Source organism: Pseudomonas protegens CHA0, assembly GCF_000397205.1.
GTDB classification, from domain to species: Bacteria; Pseudomonadota; Gammaproteobacteria; order Pseudomonadales; family Pseudomonadaceae; genus Aquipseudomonas; species Aquipseudomonas protegens.
Genome location: NC_021237.1, coordinates 2,114,591 through 2,135,580, shown reverse-complemented (window position 1 = coordinate 2,135,580; position 20,990 = coordinate 2,114,591). Strand labels below are relative to the sequence as shown.

Genomic DNA, 20,990 nt, shown 5'->3' with positions numbered 1-20,990 from the left:
GTTCTCTCACAAAGCAAAAGAGCAGCCTAGGCTGCTCGATCTGAAGATTGGGGCAAGGGCTTCGCTGGCAAGCCAGTTCCTGTACAAGCCAGCCCCTACATGGAGGGGCTGGCTTCAGGAGCTTAGCGCTTTTGGGTCAGGGCGCGGCGTTCGAATTCGACGATGCGCTGGCGGTAGTGTTCGATGGTCTGGGCAGTCAGGACGCTGCGTTGATCGTCCTTGAGCTCGCCATTGAGCTCCTGAGACAACTTGCGCGCCGCCGCCACCATCACGTCGAAGGCTTGCTTGGGGTGACGCGGGCCCGGCAGGCCGAGGAAGAAGCTGACAGCCGGGGTGCTGAAGTGGTCGATATCGTCCAGGTCGAACACGCCCGGCTTGACCGCGTTGGCCATGGAGAACAGCACCTCGCCGTTGCCAGCCATGCTTTCGTGGCGGTGGAAAATATCCATCTCGCCAAAACGCAGGCCGCTTTCCAGGATGTTCTGCAACAGGGCCGGCCCCTTGAAGCCGGCAGCGTCGCGGCAGATCACGCTGATCACCAGCACTTCTTCGGCTTGCGGCTGGTCCTTGTCGCTGTGGCTCGCGGACTTGCTTTCCTCAACCGGGAAATCATCGTCGCGGCTGCTGAAGCTCGGGCCACTGTCCAGATCCAGGTCCAGGTTGAGGTCGCCCTGATGCGGCTCGCCACCGCGCTTGCCGCGCTTGGACGAAGAGCTTTCCCGCGGTTCGCGGGCAGGCATGCTGACCGACGGCAGGTCATGCTCGTCCAACTGCGGCTCTTTATGGGTATCCAGAACGCGGGGCGGGCCCAACAGCTCGGCACTGCCTTCATCGTCCGGCAGATTGGAAAGACTTCGATCAAGACGGAACTTCAACTTCCCCTTGCCGCCGCGCATACGCCGCCAGCCATCAAAAAGAATACCGGCGATAACAATAATGCCGATGACGATCAGCCACTCGCGCAGACCGATTTCCATGTAATCCCGTGCCTCTATAAAAAATGCTGAAAAATAAGGGGTTTACAATCTGCAAACCGCTTTAAAACGTGGCGCCAACTCTATGTTCTGAATGGCGTTTTGCCCACGCATAGGAAAAATTGACATTAAACTAGCACGACCAAAGGCAACTTTACACCGTCTGTCGCAACGGCTAGGGCCAATATATCGATTGGCCAGCTGGGTAATGGGAAAAATCCCCCCTACAGTCGCCTCAGTCGCCCGGACTCAAGCGTCCACCATCGCCATCGCCTCCTCGACATCCACGGCTACCAGGCGCGAACAACCGGGTTCGTGCATCGTTACCCCCATCAACTGATCAGCCATTTCCATGGCGATCTTGTTGTGGGTGATATAGATGAACTGCACGGTCTGCGACATCTCTTTAACCAATCTCGCGTAGCGTCCAACGTTAGCGTCATCCAGCGGTGCGTCAACTTCGTCGAGCATGCAGAACGGCGCCGGGTTCAACTTGAAGATGGCAAATACCAGGGCCAATGCGGTCAATGCCTTTTCGCCACCGGAGAGCAAATGAATGGTGCTGTTCTTCTTGCCCGGAGGACGCGCCATGATCGTTACCCCTGTATCGAGTAGATCTTCGCCCGTCAGTTCCAAATAAGCGCTGCCGCCACCGAAAACTTTTGGAAAGAGTGCCTGCAAACCACCGTTGATCTGATCAAATGTATCTTTGAATCGATTACGGGTTTCCTTGTCGATCTTGCGGATCACGTTCTCCAGGGTTTCCAATGCCTCCACCAGGTCGGCGTCCTGGGCATCCAGATAGCGCTTGCGCTCGGACTGCTGCTGATACTCGTCGATGGCCGCCAGGTTGATTGCGCCCAGGCGCTGGATCCGTGCGGCAATCCGTTCCAGCTCTTCTTCGGCGGCCTGCTCGCTGGCTTCTGCGGTCAGGGTCGCCAGCACGCCGTCCAGGTCGTAGCCGTCGGCCAGCAGTTGCTCCTGCAAGGTCTTGCGGCGCACGGTCAGGGCTTGCCATTCCATGCGCTGCTGCTCCAACTGGCCACGAATCAACTGCGACTGCTGCTCGGCCTGGTTGCGGCGCTTCTCGGCATCGCGCAGTTCGCGGTCGGCATCTTCCAGGGCGATCTGCGCGGTCTTGAGCTCCACATCCACGGTCATGCGCTTTTCCAGCAGCTCTTCGAGCTTCAGGCGCAACTCTTCCAATGGCGCCTCGCCTTCTTCCAGGTTGAGGCTGAGTTGTTCGCGCTTCTCGGTCAGACGCTCGGATTGCAGCTCCAGACGCTCCAGAGCCTGCCGGGTGGAATCGTGCTGGGCCTTGAGCGAGCCCATGCGCACTGCCAACTGGTGGGCGTGATCCTTGTGCTGGCGCGCTTCCTGGCGCACCCGGTCAAGACGCTCGCGCAGGCTGTCGCGCTGGGCCAGCAGCAGCTCACGCTGCTCGGTGTCCAGGGCCATGCTGTCGAGAGCGTCCTGCAATTGCAGGCGCGCCTCCCCAATCTGTTCGTGTTCCAGCTCGCGCTGTTCGCCAAGCTCCACCAGCTCTTCATCGAGACGGGTACGCCGCAAGGTCAGTTGTTCGGCCTTGGCCTTGCCGGCAGACAGCTTGGCCTTCAGCTCACCTTGCTGGCGGGCTTCGTCCTGCAGCAGACGGCGCAGATGCTCGCGACCGTTCTCCTGCTGGCGCTGCTGGGCCCGCAGGTTGAGCAACTGGCTTTCCAGGGCCTCGACACTGGCTTCGCGCTCATCGCGCTCCTGGGTCAATTGCTGGATTTCCTGACCCCGGGCCAGCACGCCGCTTTCCGCTTCGCTGGCTCGGCGCACCCGCAAAAAATGCCGGCCGACCCAGTAGCCATCGCGGCTGATCAGGCTCTGTCCGGCAGCCAGTTGCCCACGCAAGGCCAGGGCCTGTTCGAGGTTTTCCACCGGTTTGACCTGACCCAGCCAAGGCGACAGATCCACCGTGGATTCCACCTTGTCCAGCAGGCTGCCGGGGATGCGCATTGCATCGCCTTGCTGGCTCAGCAGGCGCAGATCGCCTTGCTGGAAACCCGCGAGGTCAAGACCGGTAAAATCGTCCACCAGCACCGCCTGCAGATCCGCGCCAAGCACGGTTTCCACCGCCAGCTCCCAGCCCGCTTCCACATGCATGCCATCGGCCAGGCGCGGACGCTCGGCCAACTGCTGCTCACGCAACCACTCGGCGGTGCCAGTAGCGGGGTCCAGCGCGGCCTGCTGCAAGGCTTCCAGGGAGGCCAGCCGGCCATTGAGGCGCTGCAATTCACCCTGGGCCTGCTGCTGTGCCTGGGTCGCCTGCTGCAATTGCTGGCGCAGTTGTTCCAGGCGCTCGACCTGAGACTCCTCGCTGGCTTGCAGGTCTTCCAGGGTCGCCTCACTGGCGGCCAGTTGTTCGTTGAGTTCGAGGATCGCAGCGTCTTCCGGGTCGGCCGAAAGCAACTCGCGCTCCTCCCCCAGACGCCGCTGGCGCTCGGACAGCCGCTCCATGCTGCCTTCGAGCTGCTGGATGCGTGACTGCTGCACTTCCGCCTGGCGCCGCGGTTCCGCGGAACTCAGGTTGAAGGCGTCCCACTGCTCCTGCCAGCCGTGCATGGTGGTTTCGGCTTCTTCCAGGGTCGCGGCGGCTTCTTCGGCTGCGGCGGCGGTGACTTCCTGCTCGGGTTCGAGCATGGCCAGCTCTTCCCCCAGGGTCGCCAGCAAGGTGCGGTCGTGCCCCAGGTGCGACTCGGTTTCCAGGCGCGCGCGCTCGGCTTCCTTGAGGTCGTCCTGCAACTGCCGCAGGCGCTGCTGGCCATGCTGGATGCTCTGCTCGACCCGGGCGATGTCACCGCCCACCGAATAGAAGCGCCCCTGCACCAGATTGAAGCGTTCGGAGAGCTCGTGGTGCCCGTCGCGAAAGCGTTCGATGGCGGCATCGGCGTTGCGCTGCTCGGCCACCAGGGCCTCGAAGCTGACTTCCTGGCTACCGATCACCGACTCGCGCTGGCCCACCTGCTCATTCAGGGCCTGCCAGCGCAGGGCCGACAGTTGCGCCTTGAGCTGGCGCTCCTCGGCCTTGTACTCCTGATACTTCTCGGCGGCCTGGGCCTGGCGATGCAAGCGTTCGAGCTGACGCTCCAGCTCTTCGCGCAGGTCGGTCAGGCGGGCGAGGTTCTCGTGAGTGCGGCGGATGCGGTTTTCCGTCTCGCGCCGGCGCTCCTTGTACTTGGAGATGCCCGCGGCTTCCTCGATGAAGTTGCGCAAATCCTCGGGCTTGGCTTCGATCAGCTTGGAGATCATGCCCTGCTCGATGATCGAGTAGCTGCGTGACCCCAGGCCGGTGCCGAGGAAGATGTCGGTGATATCCCGACGGCGACATTTGGCGCCGTTGAGGAAATAACTGTTCTGGCTGTCGCGGGTCACCTTGCGGCGAATGGAAATTTCCGCATAGGCGGCGTACTCACCCACCAGGGTGCCATCGGAGTTGTCGAACACCAGTTCGATGCTGGCTTGGCTCACCGGCTTGCGGCTGGTGGAGCCATTGAAGATGACGTCGGTCATCGACTCGCCGCGCAGGTTCTTCGCCGAACTTTCGCCCATGACCCAGCGCACGGCGTCGATGATGTTCGACTTGCCGCAGCCATTGGGCCCGACCACCGCCGCCATGTTACTGGGGAAGTTCACCGTAGTCGGATCGACGAAGGACTTGAACCCCGCCAGCTTGATGCACTTGAGTCGCACGTTTACGCATCCGCCAACGCAGATACCACCAGATCGCTGCTGCGCTCGGCGTAGGCCGTCAGCACCTGGCGGATCTGCACCAGGTCACGGGCCAATACCGCGGCCAGCAGTTGCTCGAACAACGCCAGGTACTCGCTCATGGATGCCTTGCGCTGGTCCAGCGCCAGGTAATAGGCGCGGCTCATGGCCGGCTGCAGGTTCTCGACAGTCTCCTGCAGGTAGGGGTTGTTGGCGAACGGATAAGCCGCGCGCATCACGCTGAAGCTGTCTTCGACGAAGGCGCGGATGTCCTGGCGTTCGTAGGCACTCTCCAGGCGCTGCTGGATCTGCAGGAATGGCGTCATGTCGCTCTGCTGTGTCCAGCCGCTGGCCACCGAGTTGCCCAGCAGGATGTACAGCTCGCTCATCAGCGTGCACAGGCTGCGGACCTTGTGCTCGGTGAGCTCGGTCACATGGGCACCACGGCGCGGCAAGATGGCGATCAGATGGCGGCGCTCGAGGATCAGCAAGGCCTCGCGGACCGAACCACGGCTGACATTGAGGGCCAAGGTGACCTTCTGTTCCTGAATGCGCTCCCCAGGCTTGAGATCCCCGCGAATGATACGTTCGGCGAGGTGGTGAGCAATTTGCTCGGCGAGGCTGTCCGGCGCCTTGAACGTCATGGTTTTCCTTCAAAATCTTTAATCGGCACAAGCCGCGCAGTGTAGCGCAATTGCCACTTCATCGCGGAGTGCCCAAGGGGCGGAATTTGGCACGAAATAAGCAAATTGACCGTGATCCGAGCAATTTTCCATAGCCGTTCATACTTGAATTGTTGGAGTCGAAAATTTCCTGACCTTGAAGTCAGAAAATCATTGACCGAAAAGTCAGACATGACTAAATTCGGCTGACGTCGGTTAACAACAATAATGAGTCTGCGAGGCCTTCCGTGATCCAGTTTTTACTCAACCAGGAACTCCGTAGCGAGCATGCCCTGGACCCCAACCTGACCGTGCTCAACTATCTGCGCGAGCACCTGGGCAAGCCCGGCACCAAGGAAGGCTGCGCCAGCGGCGACTGCGGCGCCTGCACCGTGGTGGTGGGCGAGTTGCAGACGGATGCGCAAGGCGGCGAAAGCATTCGCTATCGCAGCCTCAACTCGTGCCTGACCTTCGTTTCCTCCCTGCACGGCAAGCACCTGATCAGCGTCGAAGGCCTCAAGCACCAGGGGCAACTGCACAGCGTGCAGCAGGCCATGGTCGACTGCCACGGCTCGCAGTGCGGCTTCTGCACCCCGGGCTTCGTCATGTCGCTGTTCGCCCTGCAGAAAAACAGCAGCCAGCCCGACGCCCACAAGGCCCATGAAGCCCTGGCCGGCAACCTGTGCCGCTGCACTGGCTACCGGCCGATCCTCGCCGCCGCCGAGCAGGCCTGCTGTGGTGGGCAGAGCGATCAGTTCGATGCGCGCCAGGCCGAGACCATCAGCCGCCTCAAGGCCATTGCGCCCAAGGACACCGGTGAGCTCAACAGTGGCGACAAGCGCTGCCTGGTGCCGCTGACGGTGGCTGATCTGGCCGACCTTTATGACGCCTACCCGCAAGCCCGGCTGCTGGCCGGCGGCACCGACCTGGCCCTGGAGGTGACCCAGTTCCACCGCACCCTGCCGGTGATGATCTACGTCGGCAACATTGCCCAGATGAAGCGCATCGAGCACTTCGACGATCGCCTGGAAATCGGCGCCGCCACCGCCCTCACCGACTGCTACGACGCCCTGCGCGCCGAGTACCCGGACTTCGGCGAACTGCTGCAGCGCTTCGCCTCGCTGCAGATCCGCAACCAGGGCACCCTGGGCGGCAACATCGGCAACGCCTCGCCTATCGGCGACTCGCCGCCGCTGCTGATTGCCCTGGGCGCGCAGATCGTCCTGTGCAAGGGCGAAGTGCGCCGCACCCTGGCCCTGGAAGACTATTTCATCGATTACCGGGTCACCGCCCGCCAGGAAAGCGAGTTCATCGAGAAGATCATCGTGCCCCGGGCCAGCGCCGAACGGCTGTTCCGCGCCTACAAGGTCTCCAAGCGCCTGGACGACGACATTTCCGCGGTCTGCGCGGCTTTCAACCTGCGCATCGACAACGGCGTGGTCAGCGATGCGCGCATCGCCTTCGGCGGCATGGCGGCGATCCCCAAGCGCGCCAAGAACTGCGAAGCCGCACTGATCGGCGCGCCCTGGAATCAATCGAGCATCGAGCGGGCCTGCGCCGCCCTGGCAGAAGACTTCACCCCGCTCTCGGATTTTCGCGCCAGCAAGGAATACCGCCTGCTGAGCGCGCAGAACCTGCTGCGCAAATACTTCATCGAACTGCATGCACCGCACATCGAGACCCGGGTGACCGCTTATGTCTAATCATCACAAGGTCGAGAAGACCCAGGCCGAACTCACGGCCCTGTTTCACCAGGACCTGACCAGCGGCGTCGGCCGCAGCGTCAAGCACGACAGCGCCGACAAACATGTGTCCGGCGAAGCGGTGTACATCGACGACCGCCTGGAATTCCCCAACCAGTTGCACGTCTACGCGCGACTGTCGGATCGGGCCCACGCCAAGGTCATCAGCATCGACACCGCCCCCTGCTACGCCTTCGAAGGCGTGCGCATCGCCATTACCCACGAGGACATTCCCGGCCTCAAGGATATCGGCCCGCTGCTGCCCGGCGACCCGCTGCTGGCCATCGACACCGTGGAGTTCGTCGGCCAGCCGGTGCTGGCGGTGGCCGCCAGGGACCTGGAAACCGCGCGCAAGGCGGCCATGGCCGCGATCATCGAATACGAAGACCTGGAGCCGGTGCTGGACGTGGTCGAGGCCCTGCGCAAGCGCCACTTCGTGCTGGACAGCCACACCCACCAGCGCGGCGACTCGGCCAGCGCCCTGGCCAGTGCCGAGCACCGCATCCAGGGCACGCTGCACATCGGCGGCCAGGAACACTTCTACCTGGAAACCCAGATCTCCTCGGTGATGCCCACCGAAGACGGCGGCATGATCGTCTACTGCTCGACCCAGAACCCCACCGAAGTGCAGAAGCTGGTGGCGGAAGTGCTGGACGTCTCGATGAACAAGATAGTGGTGGACATGCGGCGCATGGGCGGCGGCTTCGGCGGCAAGGAAACCCAGGCCGCCAGCCCCGCCTGCCTGTGCGCGGTGGTGGCACGCCTGACCGGCCAGCCGACCAAGATGCGCCTGCCACGGGTCGAAGACATGCTGATGACCGGCAAGCGCCACCCTTTCTACGTCGAATACGACGTGGGCTTCGACAGCAGCGGGCGCCTGCAAGGCATCCAGCTGGAACTGGCGGGCAACTGCGGCTGTTCACCGGACCTCTCGGCATCCATCGTCGACCGTGCCATGTTCCACTCCGACAACTCGTACTACCTGGGCGATGCCACCATCAACGGCCACCGCTGCAAGACCAACACTGCGTCGAACACTGCCTATCGCGGCTTCGGTGGCCCGCAGGGCATGGTCGCCATCGAGGAGGTGATGGACGCCATCGCCCGCCATCTGCACCTGGACCCTCTGGCGGTACGCAAGGCCAACTACTACGGCAAGACCGAGCGCAACGTCACCCACTACTACCAGACCGTCGAGCACAACATGCTCGAGGAAATGACCGCCGAACTGGAAGCCAGCAGCCAGTACGCCGAGCGCCGCGAAGCCATCCGCCTGTACAACGCCAACAGCCCGATCCTGAAAAAGGGCCTGGCACTGACCCCGGTGAAATTCGGTATTTCCTTCACCGCCAGCTTCCTCAACCAGGCCGGCGCGCTGATCCATGTCTACACCGACGGCAGCATCCACCTGAACCACGGCGGCACCGAAATGGGCCAGGGCCTGAACATCAAGGTGGCGCAAGTGGTGGCCGAGGTGTTCCAGGTGAACATCGACCGGGTGCAGATCACCGCCACCAATACCGACAAGGTGCCCAATACCTCGCCCACCGCCGCTTCCAGTGGTGCCGACCTGAACGGCAAGGCCGCGCAGAACGCGGCGCAGACCATCAAGAACCGCCTGGTGGAATTTGCCGCGCGCAAGTATCAGGTCAGCGAAGAAGACGTGGAGTTCCACAACGGCCACGTGCGGGTCCGCGAGCATATCCTGACCTTCGAGGAACTGATCCAGCAGGCCTATTTTGCCCAGGTGTCGCTCTCCAGCACCGGCTTCTACAAGACCCCGAAAATCTACTACGACCGTGCCCAGGCCCGGGGCCGGCCGTTCTACTACTTCGCCTTCGGCGCGGCCTGCGCCGAGGTGATAGTCGACACCCTGACCGGCGAGTACAAGATGCTGCGCACCGACATCCTGCATGACGTCGGCGCCTCGCTGAACCCGGCCATCGACATCGGCCAGGTCGAGGGCGGCTACATCCAGGGCATGGGCTGGCTGACCACCGAGGAACTGGTGTGGAACACCAAGGGCAAGCTTGAGACCTGCGGCCCGGCCAGCTACAAGATCCCGGCAGTGGCCGACATGCCCCTGGACCTGCGAGTCAAGCTGGTGGAAAACCGCAAGAACCCGGAAGACACGGTGTTCCATTCCAAGGCCGTGGGCGAACCGCCGTTCATGCTGGGTATCGCCGCCTGGTGCGCGATCAAGGATGCGGTGGCGAGCCTCGGCGACTACCGCCACCAGCCGCAGATCGATGCGCCGGCGACACCGGAGCGAGTGTTGTGGGGCTGCGAGCAGATGCGTCGCTTGCAGGTGACCAGGACCACGGATCAGCAAGCCGAGCTGGCGCCGCTGTAACGGCCCGCGTCGGCAAGCCGGCTCCTGCAGGAGCCGGCTTGCCGACGAAGAGGCCCACACAGACAACCAAGATGTCGAGGTGAACATGTACAACTGGATCAGCGCCCTCGCCGACCTGCAGACCCAGGGTGAACCCTGCGTGCTGGTGACCATCATCGAGGAGCTCGGCTCGACGCCGCGCAATGCCGGCTCGAAAATGGTGGTCAGCGCCACCCAGGCCTTCGACACCATTGGCGGCGGGCACCTGGAATACAAGGCCATGCAGATCGCCCGGGATATGCTCGCTGCCGGCAAGCAGGCGACCCATCTGCAGCGCTTCAGCCTCGGCGCCAGCCTCGGTCAGTGCTGCGGCGGTGCCACGGTGCTGCTGTTCGAACCCATGGGCCAGGTGCAGGCGCAGATCGCCGTATTCGGTGCCGGGCATGTCGGCCGCGCGCTGGTGCCACTGCTGGCCAGCCTGCCCTGCCGGGTACGCTGGATCGATTCCCGGGAGCAGGAGTTTCCCGAGCAGATCCCCCCTGGAGTACGCAAGATCGTCAGCGAAGAACCGGTGGACGAAATCGACAACCTGCCCGCCGGCAGCTATTGCATCGTCATGACCCATAATCACCAGCTGGACCTGGAGTTGACCGCGGCCCTGCTCAAGCGCAACGATTTCACCTATTTCGGCCTGATCGGCTCGAAGACCAAACGGGTCAAGTTCGAACACCGCCTGCGTGACCGCGGTTTCGACGCCGAAACCTTGCAGCGCATGCGCTGCCCGATGGGGCTCGGCGAAGTCAAAGGCAAGTTGCCTGTGGAAATCGCCATCTCCATTGCCGGCGAGATCATCGCCACCTATAACGCCCATTTCGGCCAGCCCAGCGCCAGTGCCGAACCCATTGCCAAACTGCTGCCGGTATCACGCCGCAGCCAGGCTGCAAACTGACACGCCACACACTGAGAATCCCCCATGCCTTTGACTCGCAAAGCCTACCGTGCCGCCATCCTGCACAGCATCGCCGACCCGGCCGAAGTCGGCATCGAAGCCTCCTATGAGTACTTCGAAGACGGCCTGCTGGTAGTAGAAAACGGCCGGATCAGTGCCCTCGGCCACGCCAGCGAACTGCTGCCCGGGCTGCCCGCCGGGGTGCAGGTCGAGCACTATCCCGATGCCCTGATCACACCGGGCTTCATCGACACCCATATCCACCTGCCGCAGACCGGCATGGTGGGCGCCTATGGCGAGCAGTTGCTGGACTGGCTCAACACCTACACCTTCCCCTGCGAAAGCCAGTTCGCCGACCCGGATCACGCCAATGAAGTGGCGGACATCTTCATCAAGGAACTGCTGCGCAACGGCACCACCACCGCCCTGGTGTTCGGCAGCGTGCACCCGCAGTCGGTCAATGCCTTCTTCGCCGCCGCCGAGAAGCTCGACCTGCGGATGATCGCCGGCAAGGTGATGATGGACCGCAACGCCCCGGACTACCTGACCGACACCGCCGAATCCGGCTACCAGGAAAGCAAGGCGCTGATCGAGCGCTGGCACGGCAAAGGCCGCCTGCACTACGCAGTCACCCCGCGCTTCGCCCCCACCAGCACCCCGGAGCAACTGACCCTGGCCGGCCAGTTGCTGACCGAATACCCCGACCTCTACATGCAGACCCACATCAGTGAGAACCTGCAGGAAATCCAATGGGTCAAGGAGCTGTTCCCGGAGCGCAAGGGTTACCTGGACGTGTACGACCACTACCAGTTGCTCGGCGAGCGTTCGGTGTTCGCCCACGGCGTGCACCTGTGCGACGACGAATGCGCACGCCTGGCTGAAACCGGTTCGGCCGTGGCCTTCTGCCCCACCTCGAACTTCTTCCTCGGCAGCGGCCTGTTCAACCTGCCGATGGCGGAAAAGCACAAGCTCAATGTCGGCCTGGGCACCGACGTCGGTGGCGGCACCAGCTTCTCGCTGCTGCAGACCCTCAACGAGGCCTACAAGGTCATGCAACTGCAAGGCGCGCGCCTGAGCCCGTTCAAGTCGCTGTATCTGGCCACCCTCGGCGGCGCCCGGGCCCTGCGCCTGGAACACAAGATCGGCACCCTGCATCCGGGCACCGACGCCGACTTCCTGGTCCTCGACTACCACGCCACTCCGCTGCTCAGCTACCGCCTCAAGCAAGCCAACAGCATTGCCGAAACCCTGTTCGTGCTGATGACCCTGGGCGACGATCGCACCGTGCTGCAGACCTTTGCCGCCGGCCAGCAGGTCCACCAGCGCTAACCCCGGAAAATGAAAATCCCTCGTTCGCCAGACGCGTACGGGGGATTTTTTTGCCTGCATCCAGGCCCGGACTGCGGGCGAGCCTAGAAGGTCACTTCCATGTTCAGGGTCGGTGTCGAGGTGCGGCTGCCACGGCCGCCGTCCACCCCGAACTTGTTGTGCCAGTACTCGTAGCCGACACCCAGATACAGGTTGGGCTTGACGTTCTTGCCCGGCAGCACTGCCACCATCAACGAGGTACGCATCAGGGTTTCGGGGGCAGTGTCGCGGTAGTTGTAGTCGTGGCCCTTCTCCCCGGTGTAGTTGACGAAACCCTGGAACTTGGCAGCGTGGGTGCCGACTTCGAAAGGTCGCATCCAGGCCAGGTTGAGCAGGTAGGTGTCGTCGAAGGTGTGATCCGGGTCCTTTGCCCCGGGGATCCCGGAATGGTTGTTTTCCTTGTAGTACAGCAGGCTCAGGTCCAGCACCCCGACGGTGTTGAACTTCAGGGTCGGGCCGAAGACCAGGGCACGCTTTTTCGCCGACCCCAGGTTGTTGTTGCGGCTGGCGTCAAAACCCATGGTCAGCGCGTAGTCCTTGATCAGGCCGGTGCCCAGCGGCGTATCCAATACCCGGGAGGAATAGAGCTGGTGGCGATAGACCCCGTAGACCTCGCTGCTGCCCTTGTTGGTGCCCTTGCGCGGGTCGTCGTTGTCGGAGAGCAGCACATCCAGGTGCAGGTAGTTGCTGCCGTACTGGTAACCGCTGGCGTGGGTGAAGCTGTAGATGCGCTTGCTGATGTAGTGCGGGTTGTTCGGGTTGGTGAACTCCTTGCCGTATCGAAAGCCGACGCTGTTGTTCATCCACTCGAGGGCGGCCGCTTCCCCTGCTCCGATCATGCTCATCAGCAGGGTTGCGCCTTGTAGTGCCTTTTTCATTTTTATTATGTCCTGTGGCGGTGTAGCTTTAGGCAGCTTCGCTGGCTGCCGACCGCACGCAGTATCGACACAAGCGCTACAGCGCCCAAAGCACAGAATATCGACCAGGGCGCTGCCGAAATGGCAACACAGGCCCAGGAGGCCGGACTCAGAGCACCGGCTGGCCGAAGGCGCGCTCGGCCCGTTCGCGAAGAGCGATCTCCTCACTGAGCAAATGCGCCAGCGCCTCCACCGCGCTGGGCAGGTCGCGCCCGCTGCGGGCGTAGAGCCCCAGGTCGCTGTAGATGCCGCCCTGGTCGCTCAGGGGAATATGCAACAGCTCACCCTTTTGCAGATCCGCCTCGACCCCGACCCGGGTCTGGAACGCCACCCCCATGTTGTGCCGGGCCATCTGCCGCGCCAGCTCCATGGAGTTGCTCTGCAGCGGCGGTTTGTCCAGCAGGCCCAGACGCTTGTGCAGCGGCGCCAGCAGGTGATGGATCGACAGCTCGCTCTTGGCCAGGATCAGCCCGTGCTCGGCACAGGTGGCGAAATTGACGCTGCCGCGCTCGGCCAGCGGGTGGTCCGGGCTGACCAGCGCCCCGAGGCGGAAATGCCCGACACTCAACTGGCGGATTTCCGCGGCCCGTGGCACAGCAAAGGCCAGGCCCAGGTCGGCGCGGCTGTTGATCAGGGCCTGGGGAATGGATTGCGAACCCTGCACGGTCACACCGATGGTCACTTGCGGGTAGTGATCACGCATGCGCTTGAGCACCGAGGGCAGCAGATCCACCGTGGCACCTTCGGCGGTGGCGATCTCGACGTGGCCGCTTTTCAGGCCGCGCAAGGCGTCGAACTCCAGGCGCACCCGCTCCAGGTCCTGCAACACCAGGTTGGCGTGACGGCTGAGAATCTCCCCGGCCATGGTCAGGCGCAGGCCGCCGGGCAAGCGCTCGAACAGCGGCGCGCCGATCTCGTCCTCGATCTTGAGAATCTGCCGGTTCACTGCCGAGGACGCGACATTCAAGCGCCGGGCAGCCTCGCGGATCGAGCGGCAGCGCCGGACCATGTCGAAATAGTGGATCGCGGAGGAATGAATACGTAGCGTTCTGCCGCTCATGCCGCGGGCTCCTTTCGCAGGGCGAGAGGCGAGCCTTGGCCGACTGCTGCCGGGCCATGCGCCTCGAAGCAGGCACTGTATACAATCTGAAACAAAAACCGCAACAAAATGCCCAAGCCAAGGCCCGGCAAGGGACCGCAGAAACAAGAATCCCTCGCTCCGTGCAGCACACGAAGCGAGGGATTGCTTGAAACGCAAGGCTTGCAGCTTAGAGCTTGGCGCTTGGCCGCCCCGGTTTCTTGGTTTGCAGCAAGTGCGAGAACACCGCATGCAGGTCGTCCGAGGCACTTTCCTCGTCGAGGTTGAGCTTGCTGTCGATGTGGTCCATGTGGTGCATCATCAGGTTCACCGCCAGCTCGCCGTCCCGGGCTTCGATGGCATCGATCAGTTGGGTGTGCTCATCGTAGGAGCAGTGCGAACGGTTACCGCTTTCGTACTGGGCAATGATCAGCGAGGTCTGGGACACCAGGCTGCGCTGGAAGCTGATCAGCGGGGCATTCTTCGCCGCTTCCGCCAGCTTCAGGTGAAACTCCCCGGAAAGGCGGATACCGGCACCACGATCGCCGCGGGAAAAGCTGTCGCGTTCCTCGTTGACCATCTGCCGCAACTCCAGCAACTGCTCGGCAGTGGCATGCTGCACGGCCAGTTCGGTAATGGCCCGCTCCACCAGGCGCCGGGCGAGAAATACCTGGCGGGCTTCCTCGACGCTCGGGCTGGCGACGACCGCGCCACGGTTGGGCCGCAGCAGGACCACGCCTTCATGGGCCAGGCGCGACAGCGCGCGACGGATGATGGTCCGACTGACTCCGAAAATCTCCCCCAGCGCCTCTTCGCTCAATTTGGTGCCCGGCGCCAGGCGCTGCTCGAGGATGGCCTCAAAGATGTGCGCGTAGACAATATCGTCCTGGGTTCCGCTGCGACCGGCTTTGCCTGCTCGCGGTTGTTTCTTGAGAGGTTGCAACTGTTCGTTCATGGGCACTCGGGTCGGGAGGACTGCGGCGATTTCAGCGTGACTTTAATACGCCACGGTGGGTCGCTGGCAAGTATCGCGTTAAAACAGGGGCACATTGTACACAACCCATGGCCATCACTAGCAAAAAGTGTTGTCGGGCCCGCGACTTGTTCAACGACTGTACGGCTATTTGTAGTCACGGCTGTATTGCAATGCAAAGTTACTTTTAAGTTTAGGCTTGGACCTTGAACCTCATTACTGGCCCATTGCTCGAGCCCGCCTCGATCAATGCGCGCCGGATGTGGTTTTTTGCGTCTTTCAAGAACAAGGAACAGCAGTAATGTCCGATGCCACTCCCGCGCAGCTACGCCCTCTGGCCGACACTTCGCCGTCTGCCATAGTGGCCGGCTTCATCGCCATGATGACCGGCTATACCAGTTCCCTGGTGCTGATGTTCCAGGCCGGGCAGGCCGCCGGGCTGACCAGCGGTCAGATTTCCTCGTGGATCTGGGCCATTTCCATCGGCATGGCGGTGTGCAGCATCGGCCTCTCCCTGCGCTATCGCACCCCCATCACCATCGCCTGGTCGACCCCCGGCGCCGCCCTGCTGATCACCAGCCTGTCCGGAGTGACCTACGGCGAAGCCATCGGCGCCTATATCACCTGCGCCGTGCTGGTGACCCTGTGCGGCCTGACAGGCAGCTTCGAGCGGCTGATGAAAAAGATCCCGGCGTCCCTGGCGGCGGCCCTGCTGGCGGGGATCCTGTTCAAGATCGGCAGTGAAATCTTCGTCGCCGCCCAGCACCGCACCGGCCTGGTGCTGGGCATGTTCCTCACCTACCTGGTGGTCAAGCGCCTATCGCCGCGCTATGCGGTACTGGCTGCGCTGCTGATCGGTACGGCCTTGTCCGGGGCCATGGGCCTGCTGGACTTCAGCGGCTTTCACCTGGAAGTGGCGACCCCGGTATGGACCACGCCGCACTTCTCCCTGGCCGCCACCATCAGCATCGGCATTCCGCTGTTCGTGGTGGCCATGACCTCGCAGAACATGCCGGGGATCGCCGTGCTGCGGGCCGACGGCTACAACGTCCCGGCTTCGCCGCTGATCACCGCCACCGGGTTGGCCTCGCTGCTGCTGGCGCCCTTCGGCTCCCATGGCATCAACCTGGCGGCCATCAGTGCCGCCATCTGCACCGGCCCCCATGCCCATGAGGATCACAGCAAGCGCTACACCGCGGCGGTGTGGTGCGGGATTTTCTACGGCATCGCCGGGGTCTTCGGCGCCACCCTGGCGGCGCTGTTCGCCGCCCTGCCCAAGGAGCTGGTGCTGTCCATCGCGGCCCTGGCGCTGTTCGGCTCGATTATCAACGGCCTGAGCATCGCCATGAGCGAAGTGAAGGAACGGGAAGCGGCGCTGATCACCTTCATGGTCACGGCGTCGGGGCTGACGCTGTTCTCCATCGGCTCGGCGTTCTGGGGAATTGTTGCCGGGGTGGTGACCCTGATGATCCTGAACTGGCGCAGCGCCTGAAGGGCTTCGCTGGCAAGCCGGCTTCTACACCGACCGGCGCTCGCTCACGCGCCGGCTTGCCGGCGAACGGCGCCCACGACAACGCCCGGGGCTGGCCCGTGGCAGAGGCAAGGATACAAAGGGGAAAATCGACAGGTTGCCCTCGGGCAACAACGCATGAGCGACCCGGACGGGTCGCTCATGCATGACATCACGCGACTGGGTTGATCGCGTTGTCCGGGTACCACACGTCCAGCAGCGGACTGACTTCAACGGTGGTCAGCTCGGTGCGCGCCTTGAGCCAGGCTTCAACGGTGGCACGTTGCTCTTCGCTGACGGAACCGCGCTTGCTCAGGCAAACCAGACCGAAGTCGTCGCCGCCTACATAGCCCAGGCCGTTGGCTTCCATCGCTTCTTTGAGGAATGCGTCGAGGAAAGCGTCGATAGCTTCGTCAGCCAGACCTTCTTTGAAATCCAGGTTCAGCTCAAAACCCAGCTCCTGAAATTCATCTACGCAGAGTTTTTTGCGCAGACGGCGGGAACGGTTAGTGGCCATGGAACAATCCTCATAAGTAATAACGGGCGGCACTTTACCAGTTTAGGCAGGCGATTGCCTGACTCTATGAGGATGCAACCCTGCCATTGGTAAAAAAAATACCGCCCCAGCGGCCCGTGGCACGGCACAAGCCGCTATACCTTGGGGCATAATGCCGACACTTTCATGACCACTGAGGGATTTTATCTGCATGCCCTCGCCTTTTTTCCCCTCGACTGCAGGGTTCCATTTCATATGATCAAATCGTTGCGTCCTCTGTTGCTGGCCAGTGTTTTTCTCCCCCTGGCCTTTCCCGTTTCCGCGGCCCCGGTCAACACCACCCTGACCCCCAAGGTCCAGCAAGCCCTCAAAGCCAGCAAACTTCCGGATAACGCCCTGTCCCTGGTGATGATTCCCCTGAACGGCCCCGGCACCCCGACCATCTTCAACGCCGATGTATCGGTGAACCCGGCCTCCACCATGAAACTGGTGACCACCTACGCGGCCCTGGAAATGCTCGGCCCGACCCACCAGTGGAAAACCGAGTTCTACACCGACGGCACCCTCAGCGGCGGCATCCTCAATGGCAACCTGTACCTCAAGGGCGGCGGCGACCCCAAGCTGAACATGGAGAAGCTCTGGCTGCTGATGCGTGACCTGCGGGCCAATGGCGTACAGCAAGTCACTGGCGATCTGGTGCTGGACCGCAACTTCTTCGTGCAGCCGCAACTGCCGGAATTCAATGACGATGGCAACGACGAGAACAAGCCGTTCCTGGTCAAGCCGGACGCCCTGATGGTCAACCTCAAGGCCCTGCGCTTCGTTGCCCGCAATGACTCAGGACGGGTCCTGGTTTCGGTGGAGCCGCCGATCGCCAAGATCCGCATCGACAACCAGGTCAAGGCGGTCAACACCAAGCAGTGCACTGGAGACGTGCGCTACAACCCCGTCACCCAGGCCGATGGCAGCGTGATCGTGACCGTCGGCGGGCAGTTGGGTGATGGCTGCAGTTCCCAGACTTACCTGTCGCTGCTGGACCACGCCACCTACACCGCCGGCGCGGTGCGGGCGATCTGGAGCGAGCTGGGCGGCAGCATCCAGGGCCAGGATCGCCTGGCCGTGGTACCCAAGGATGCCAAGGTCCTGGCCCGCGCCTTCTCCCCAGACCTCGCGGAAATCATCCGCGACATCAACAAATACAGTAACAACACCATGGCCCAGCAGTTGTTCCTGAGCCTGGGGGCCAAGTACCGCAACGAAGCCGATGGCGACGACGCCAAGGCAGCCCAGCGTGTGGTGCGCCAATGGCTGGCGAAGAAAGGCATCACCTCGCCACACCTGGTGATGGAGAACGGTTCCGGCCTGTCGCGTGCCGAGCGGGTCAGTGCCCGGGAAATGGCCGGCCTGCTGCAAGCGGCGTGGAAGAGCCCCTACGCCGCCGAGTTCATCAGCTCGATGCCGATCGCCGGCATGGATGGCACCATGCGCAAGCGCCTCAAGCGCACCGCCATGTCTGGTGAGGCGCACATCAAGACCGGCACCCTGAACACCGTACGCGCCATCGCCGGCTACAGCCGCGACGACAACGGCAATACCTGGGCGGTGGTGGCAATCCTCAACGATCCACGGCCATTCGGCGCCTCTTCGGTGCTCGACCAGGTCCTGCTGGACCTGTACCGCCAGCCGAAACTGGCGACCAGCGCTTCGGTGCTGTAAGGAGCGACGCTGGCGGCGGCAAGCCTTGCGCGCCGCCAGTGTTCACGGCTGTTCCATCAGGACCCGGTCCCGCCCCGCCTGCTTGGCGGCATAGACCGCAGAGTCGGCCCGCAGCAGCAGCTCATCTGCACCCTCCCCCGCACGCCAACTGGCGATACCGAAACTGGCGGTGACACTCTCCACCGGCCCGATCGGCGAACTGCGCACACCGTGCCACAGCTCCTGCGCCAGAATCAGCGCTTGCTGGCCGCTGGTGTCCGGGCACAGGACCATGAACTCCTCTCCCCCCAGACGGCAGAAGACGTCGATGCGCCGCAGGCGCCGGCCGATGCGCTCGCACAACCCGCGCAGCACCTGATCCCCCACACCGTGACCGTACTGATCGTTGATCCGCTTGAAATGGTCGATGTCCAGCATGATCACCGCCATGACGCCACCACCTCGCTCCAGGCGGTGCATCTCGGCCTGTAGCCGCTCCTGGAAATAGCGTCGGTTGTGGATACCGGTCAGGGAGTCGGTGACCGACAATGCCCGCAGTTCCTCCTCGACCCGCTTGAGATCGGAGATATCCGATATATAGCCGTGCCAGAGCACACCGCCGCCCCGCAGGCTTTCCGGGCTCGCTGCACCGCGCATCCAGCGCACCCCCCGCTGCGGCAGGCAGACCCGGTACTCCTCGCGCCAGGGACTGAGCTGCTGCGCCGAAACCCGGATCGACTCACGCACCCGCTCCACATCCTCAGGATGGATGCGCTCGAATGCCGCCTCGGCATCCTGCTGCAGCAGTTGCGGCTCGATCTCGTAGATCTCGCGCAGGCCATCGCTGGCATAGGGAAAACTGGTATGCCCGTCGGCGTCCAGCTTGAACTGATAGATCCCGCCGGGAACGTGGGCGCTGAGCCGCTGCAGCAAGCGGTCACGGGCGGCCAGGGCTTCATGCACGCGCTTGCGTTCGGTGATATCGATGCAGATGGCCAGATGGCCGATCCACAACCCCTGGTCGTCGAGCACCGGGGTGGCCAGCATGTTGACTTGCAGATGGCTGCCGTCACGCCGTACCAGGGTCCATTCCCGGGCCTCATGCCCGCCGGCCATGCCCTCTTCCACCAACATCGCCTGGGACACCGGGATGGCTTTGCCGTAACGCTGGGTGAGGCTCTGGGCCCAGCTTTCCAATTCTTCGGGCAAATGCAGGCTTTCCAGGGTCAGGTGCCCCACCGCCTCACTGCTGCTGTAGCCGAGCATCTGCTCGGCCCCGGCATTGAAAGTGCTGATCACTCCGCGCAGGTCGGTGGCAATGATCGCTACCTGAGTGGCGGCATTGAGCACGCAGCGCAACTGGCTGTGGGTGCCGCGCAACGCCTGCTCGCTGCTACGCAGCTCCTCGGTGCGCTGCTCCACCAGGGCCAGAGCCCGCTGACGCTGGCTGACCAGGACGTAGAGCAAGGCGCTGAGCAGCAGGCTGAGCATGCCGCCAAGAATCACCAGGCTACCCAGGGCTGAATGGTTGGCGTGCAGGAAGGCCGCGCTGGGGCGGATGTCCACCTGATAGTCCCGGTCCGCCAGGCGCAGCAGGCGGCTGGCGGTCAGGCTGCTGCTGATGGGCGGGTTGTTCGACTCGTAGAGCACCTCGTGCTGGCCCTCGGTGGACAGGTCGAGAATCCGCACCGACAGGTTATCGCTGGCAGGAACCGGCAGGCCGTCCGCCACCAGTTGCCGCAGGCTGATGATCGCCAGAACATAGCCGTAGGGCCGGTCCTGGGGGCCGGAAGCATCCTGCGCGCGCCTGACCGGCGCCGCCAACAGCACCCCTCGCGCATAGGCCTGGTCCACGGCCACCAGTTGCAAAGGCGGAGAGACCGCCAGGCCATTGAGTTCCCGAGCACGTTCCAGGGTGGCTCGGCGCAGGGGTTGAGCCAGGAGGTCGTAACCCAGGGGCGACCCCAGGGGGCTCTGGGTCTGGCTGTACAGCACCGGCGCGTAGTCATCGTGCTCGCCGGCCGGCTCCATCTGGCCCGTGGCATTCAACTGCAAAATGGAAAACCCCGGCAGCCCCTGATCGCGAATCGACTGCTCGAACCCCGGGCGCTGGGCGCGGCTCACCAGAGGCGCCCAGGCATAGGCCTGGGTGCGGCGTAACAAGGGTTTGGCGTAGCCATCGAAATCCTGGCGGGTCACCAGGTCGGAATTGACAAAGAAGCGCCGCAAGCCGTCCAGGCGTTGTTCCTGGTCTTGAAAGCGTTCTTCGATGCGGCTGTAGCGTTCGCCGGCCAGCAACTGGAAGCGCTGGCGCACCTGCTGCTTGTTCAGGCTGTAGGTGGACCACGCCAAGAGCCCGGTGAGGATGCCGCCCGCAACCAGGACCAGCACCGCCACCAGCCAGGCAGATACCTCTTCACTTATGAAACCCAGGATTTTCGGGCGTACAACATGCAGAGGCATAAGCAGAACTCATCACGCCAGCGAGTTTGGGCATCATCCGGACCAAGTGTGAGTTATAGCTATTAGCCACTAATT

Annotated in this window: 14 protein-coding genes; 6 read left to right on the top strand and 8 right to left on the bottom strand. The window is 63.1% G+C overall.

The window, feature by feature from the left end:
• Window positions 1-122 precede the first annotated feature (122 nt).
• The 3 genes from zipA to PFLCHA0_RS09650 form a co-directional block, all read right to left on the bottom strand.
• On the bottom strand, window positions 123-977 hold the full coding sequence (gene zipA / locus PFLCHA0_RS09660) for a cell division protein ZipA (RefSeq protein WP_011060212.1): 855 nt from the start codon (window positions 975-977) through the stop codon (window positions 123-125).
• 246 nt (window positions 978-1,223) lie between these two features.
• Window positions 1,224-4,712 carry a chromosome segregation protein SMC gene (gene smc / locus PFLCHA0_RS09655; protein ID WP_015634769.1) on the bottom strand — a complete coding sequence of 1,163 codons (3,489 nt, stop codon included), beginning with the start codon at window positions 4,710-4,712 and terminating at the stop codon, window positions 1,224-1,226.
• A 2-nt stretch (window positions 4,713-4,714) separates the two neighbouring features.
• Window positions 4,715-5,374, bottom strand: a complete 660-nt coding sequence (locus PFLCHA0_RS09650) for a GntR family transcriptional regulator (protein WP_011060210.1) — start codon at window positions 5,372-5,374, stop codon at window positions 4,715-4,717.
• Between the two features lie 266 nt (window positions 5,375-5,640).
• Here PFLCHA0_RS09650 and xdhA point away from each other — a divergent pair, with 266 nt between their 5' ends.
• The 4 genes from xdhA (at window position 5,641) to guaD (ending at window position 11,744) form a co-directional block, all read left to right on the top strand.
• The gene (gene xdhA, locus PFLCHA0_RS09645; RefSeq protein ID WP_015634768.1) at window positions 5,641-7,095 is read left to right on the top strand and encodes a xanthine dehydrogenase small subunit; all 1,455 of its coding nucleotides are present in this window, start codon (window positions 5,641-5,643) and stop codon (window positions 7,093-7,095) included.
• Window positions 7,088-9,487: a xanthine dehydrogenase molybdopterin binding subunit gene (xdhB, locus tag PFLCHA0_RS09640; RefSeq protein ID WP_015634767.1), complete on the top strand. Its 2,400-nt coding sequence runs from the start codon at window positions 7,088-7,090 to the stop codon at window positions 9,485-9,487. Before xdhA ends, xdhB begins: the two co-directional genes overlap by 8 nt.
• Before the next feature lie 85 nt (window positions 9,488-9,572).
• On the top strand, window positions 9,573-10,415 hold the full coding sequence (xdhC, locus tag PFLCHA0_RS09635; RefSeq protein WP_011060207.1) for a xanthine dehydrogenase accessory protein XdhC: 843 nt from the start codon (window positions 9,573-9,575) through the stop codon (window positions 10,413-10,415).
• Window positions 10,416-10,439: 24 nt separating this feature from the next.
• On the top strand, window positions 10,440-11,744 hold the full coding sequence (gene guaD / locus PFLCHA0_RS09630) for a guanine deaminase (RefSeq protein WP_011060206.1): 1,305 nt from the start codon (window positions 10,440-10,442) through the stop codon (window positions 11,742-11,744).
• An 83-nt stretch (window positions 11,745-11,827) separates the two neighbouring features.
• On the opposite strand, the gene PFLCHA0_RS09625 is transcribed toward guaD, so the two are convergent.
• The 3 genes from PFLCHA0_RS09625 to PFLCHA0_RS09615 all read right to left on the bottom strand — a co-directional run bounded on the left by PFLCHA0_RS09625 (window position 11,828) and on the right by PFLCHA0_RS09615 (window position 14,733).
• The gene (locus tag PFLCHA0_RS09625) at window positions 11,828-12,661 is read right to left on the bottom strand and encodes a hypothetical protein (RefSeq protein ID WP_015634766.1); all 834 of its coding nucleotides are present in this window, start codon (window positions 12,659-12,661) and stop codon (window positions 11,828-11,830) included.
• Window positions 12,662-12,809: 148 nt separating this feature from the next.
• On the bottom strand, window positions 12,810-13,760 hold the full coding sequence (locus PFLCHA0_RS09620) for a LysR family transcriptional regulator (protein WP_015634765.1): 951 nt from the start codon (window positions 13,758-13,760) through the stop codon (window positions 12,810-12,812).
• A 208-nt stretch (window positions 13,761-13,968) separates the two neighbouring features.
• A complete protein-coding gene (locus PFLCHA0_RS09615; protein ID WP_011060203.1) occupies window positions 13,969-14,733 on the bottom strand; it encodes a GntR family transcriptional regulator in 765 nt (254 codons plus the stop codon).
• A gap of 319 nt (window positions 14,734-15,052) precedes the next feature.
• Here PFLCHA0_RS09615 and PFLCHA0_RS09610 point away from each other — a divergent pair, with 319 nt between their 5' ends.
• Complete coding sequence (locus PFLCHA0_RS09610; protein WP_015634764.1) at window positions 15,053-16,243, top strand: benzoate/H(+) symporter BenE family transporter; 1,191 nt, start codon at window positions 15,053-15,055, stop codon at window positions 16,241-16,243.
• A gap of 190 nt (window positions 16,244-16,433) precedes the next feature.
• Here PFLCHA0_RS09610 and PFLCHA0_RS09605 read toward each other — a convergent pair whose 3' ends face one another.
• Window positions 16,434-16,778 (bottom strand): YggL family protein, encoded by a 345-nt coding sequence (locus PFLCHA0_RS09605; RefSeq protein WP_011060201.1) that lies wholly within the window; start codon window positions 16,776-16,778, stop codon window positions 16,434-16,436.
• A gap of 234 nt (window positions 16,779-17,012) precedes the next feature.
• Between PFLCHA0_RS09605 and dacB the strand changes: the two genes are divergently transcribed.
• On the top strand, window positions 17,013-18,473 hold the full coding sequence (gene dacB, locus PFLCHA0_RS09600) for a D-alanyl-D-alanine carboxypeptidase/D-alanyl-D-alanine endopeptidase (RefSeq protein ID WP_015634763.1): 1,461 nt from the start codon (window positions 17,013-17,015) through the stop codon (window positions 18,471-18,473).
• 42 nt (window positions 18,474-18,515) lie between these two features.
• Here dacB and PFLCHA0_RS09595 read toward each other — a convergent pair whose 3' ends face one another.
• Window positions 18,516-20,915 carry a sensor domain-containing diguanylate cyclase gene (locus tag PFLCHA0_RS09595; protein ID WP_015634762.1) on the bottom strand — a complete coding sequence of 800 codons (2,400 nt, stop codon included), beginning with the start codon at window positions 20,913-20,915 and terminating at the stop codon, window positions 18,516-18,518.
• Window positions 20,916-20,990: the final 75 nt, after the last annotated feature.

Bases quoted from the DNA above. Each gene is read 5' to 3' on its own strand.
- PFLCHA0_RS09620 (WP_015634765.1), bottom strand. From the start codon at position 13,760: ATGAGCGGCAGAACGCTACGTATTCATTCCTCCGCGATCCACTATTTC.
- zipA (WP_011060212.1), bottom strand. From the start codon at position 977: ATGGAAATCGGTCTGCGCGAGTGGCTGATCGTCATCGGCATTATTGTT.
- PFLCHA0_RS09595 (WP_015634762.1), bottom strand. From the start codon at position 20,915: ATGCCTCTGCATGTTGTACGCCCGAAAATCCTGGGTTTCATAAGTGAA.
- PFLCHA0_RS09625 (WP_015634766.1), bottom strand. From the start codon at position 12,661: ATGAAAAAGGCACTACAAGGCGCAACCCTGCTGATGAGCATGATCGGA.
- PFLCHA0_RS09650 (WP_011060210.1), bottom strand. From the start codon at position 5,374: ATGACGTTCAAGGCGCCGGACAGCCTCGCCGAGCAAATTGCTCACCAC.
- xdhC (WP_011060207.1), top strand. From the start codon at position 9,573: ATGTACAACTGGATCAGCGCCCTCGCCGACCTGCAGACCCAGGGTGAA.
- guaD (WP_011060206.1), top strand. From the start codon at position 10,440: ATGCCTTTGACTCGCAAAGCCTACCGTGCCGCCATCCTGCACAGCATC.
- xdhB (WP_015634767.1), top strand. From the start codon at position 7,088: ATGTCTAATCATCACAAGGTCGAGAAGACCCAGGCCGAACTCACGGCC.
- PFLCHA0_RS09605 (WP_011060201.1), bottom strand. From the start codon at position 16,778: ATGGCCACTAACCGTTCCCGCCGTCTGCGCAAAAAACTCTGCGTAGAT.
- PFLCHA0_RS09610 (WP_015634764.1), top strand. From the start codon at position 15,053: ATGTCCGATGCCACTCCCGCGCAGCTACGCCCTCTGGCCGACACTTCG.
- dacB (WP_015634763.1), top strand. From the start codon at position 17,013: ATGATCAAATCGTTGCGTCCTCTGTTGCTGGCCAGTGTTTTTCTCCCC.
- PFLCHA0_RS09615 (WP_011060203.1), bottom strand. From the start codon at position 14,733: ATGAACGAACAGTTGCAACCTCTCAAGAAACAACCGCGAGCAGGCAAA.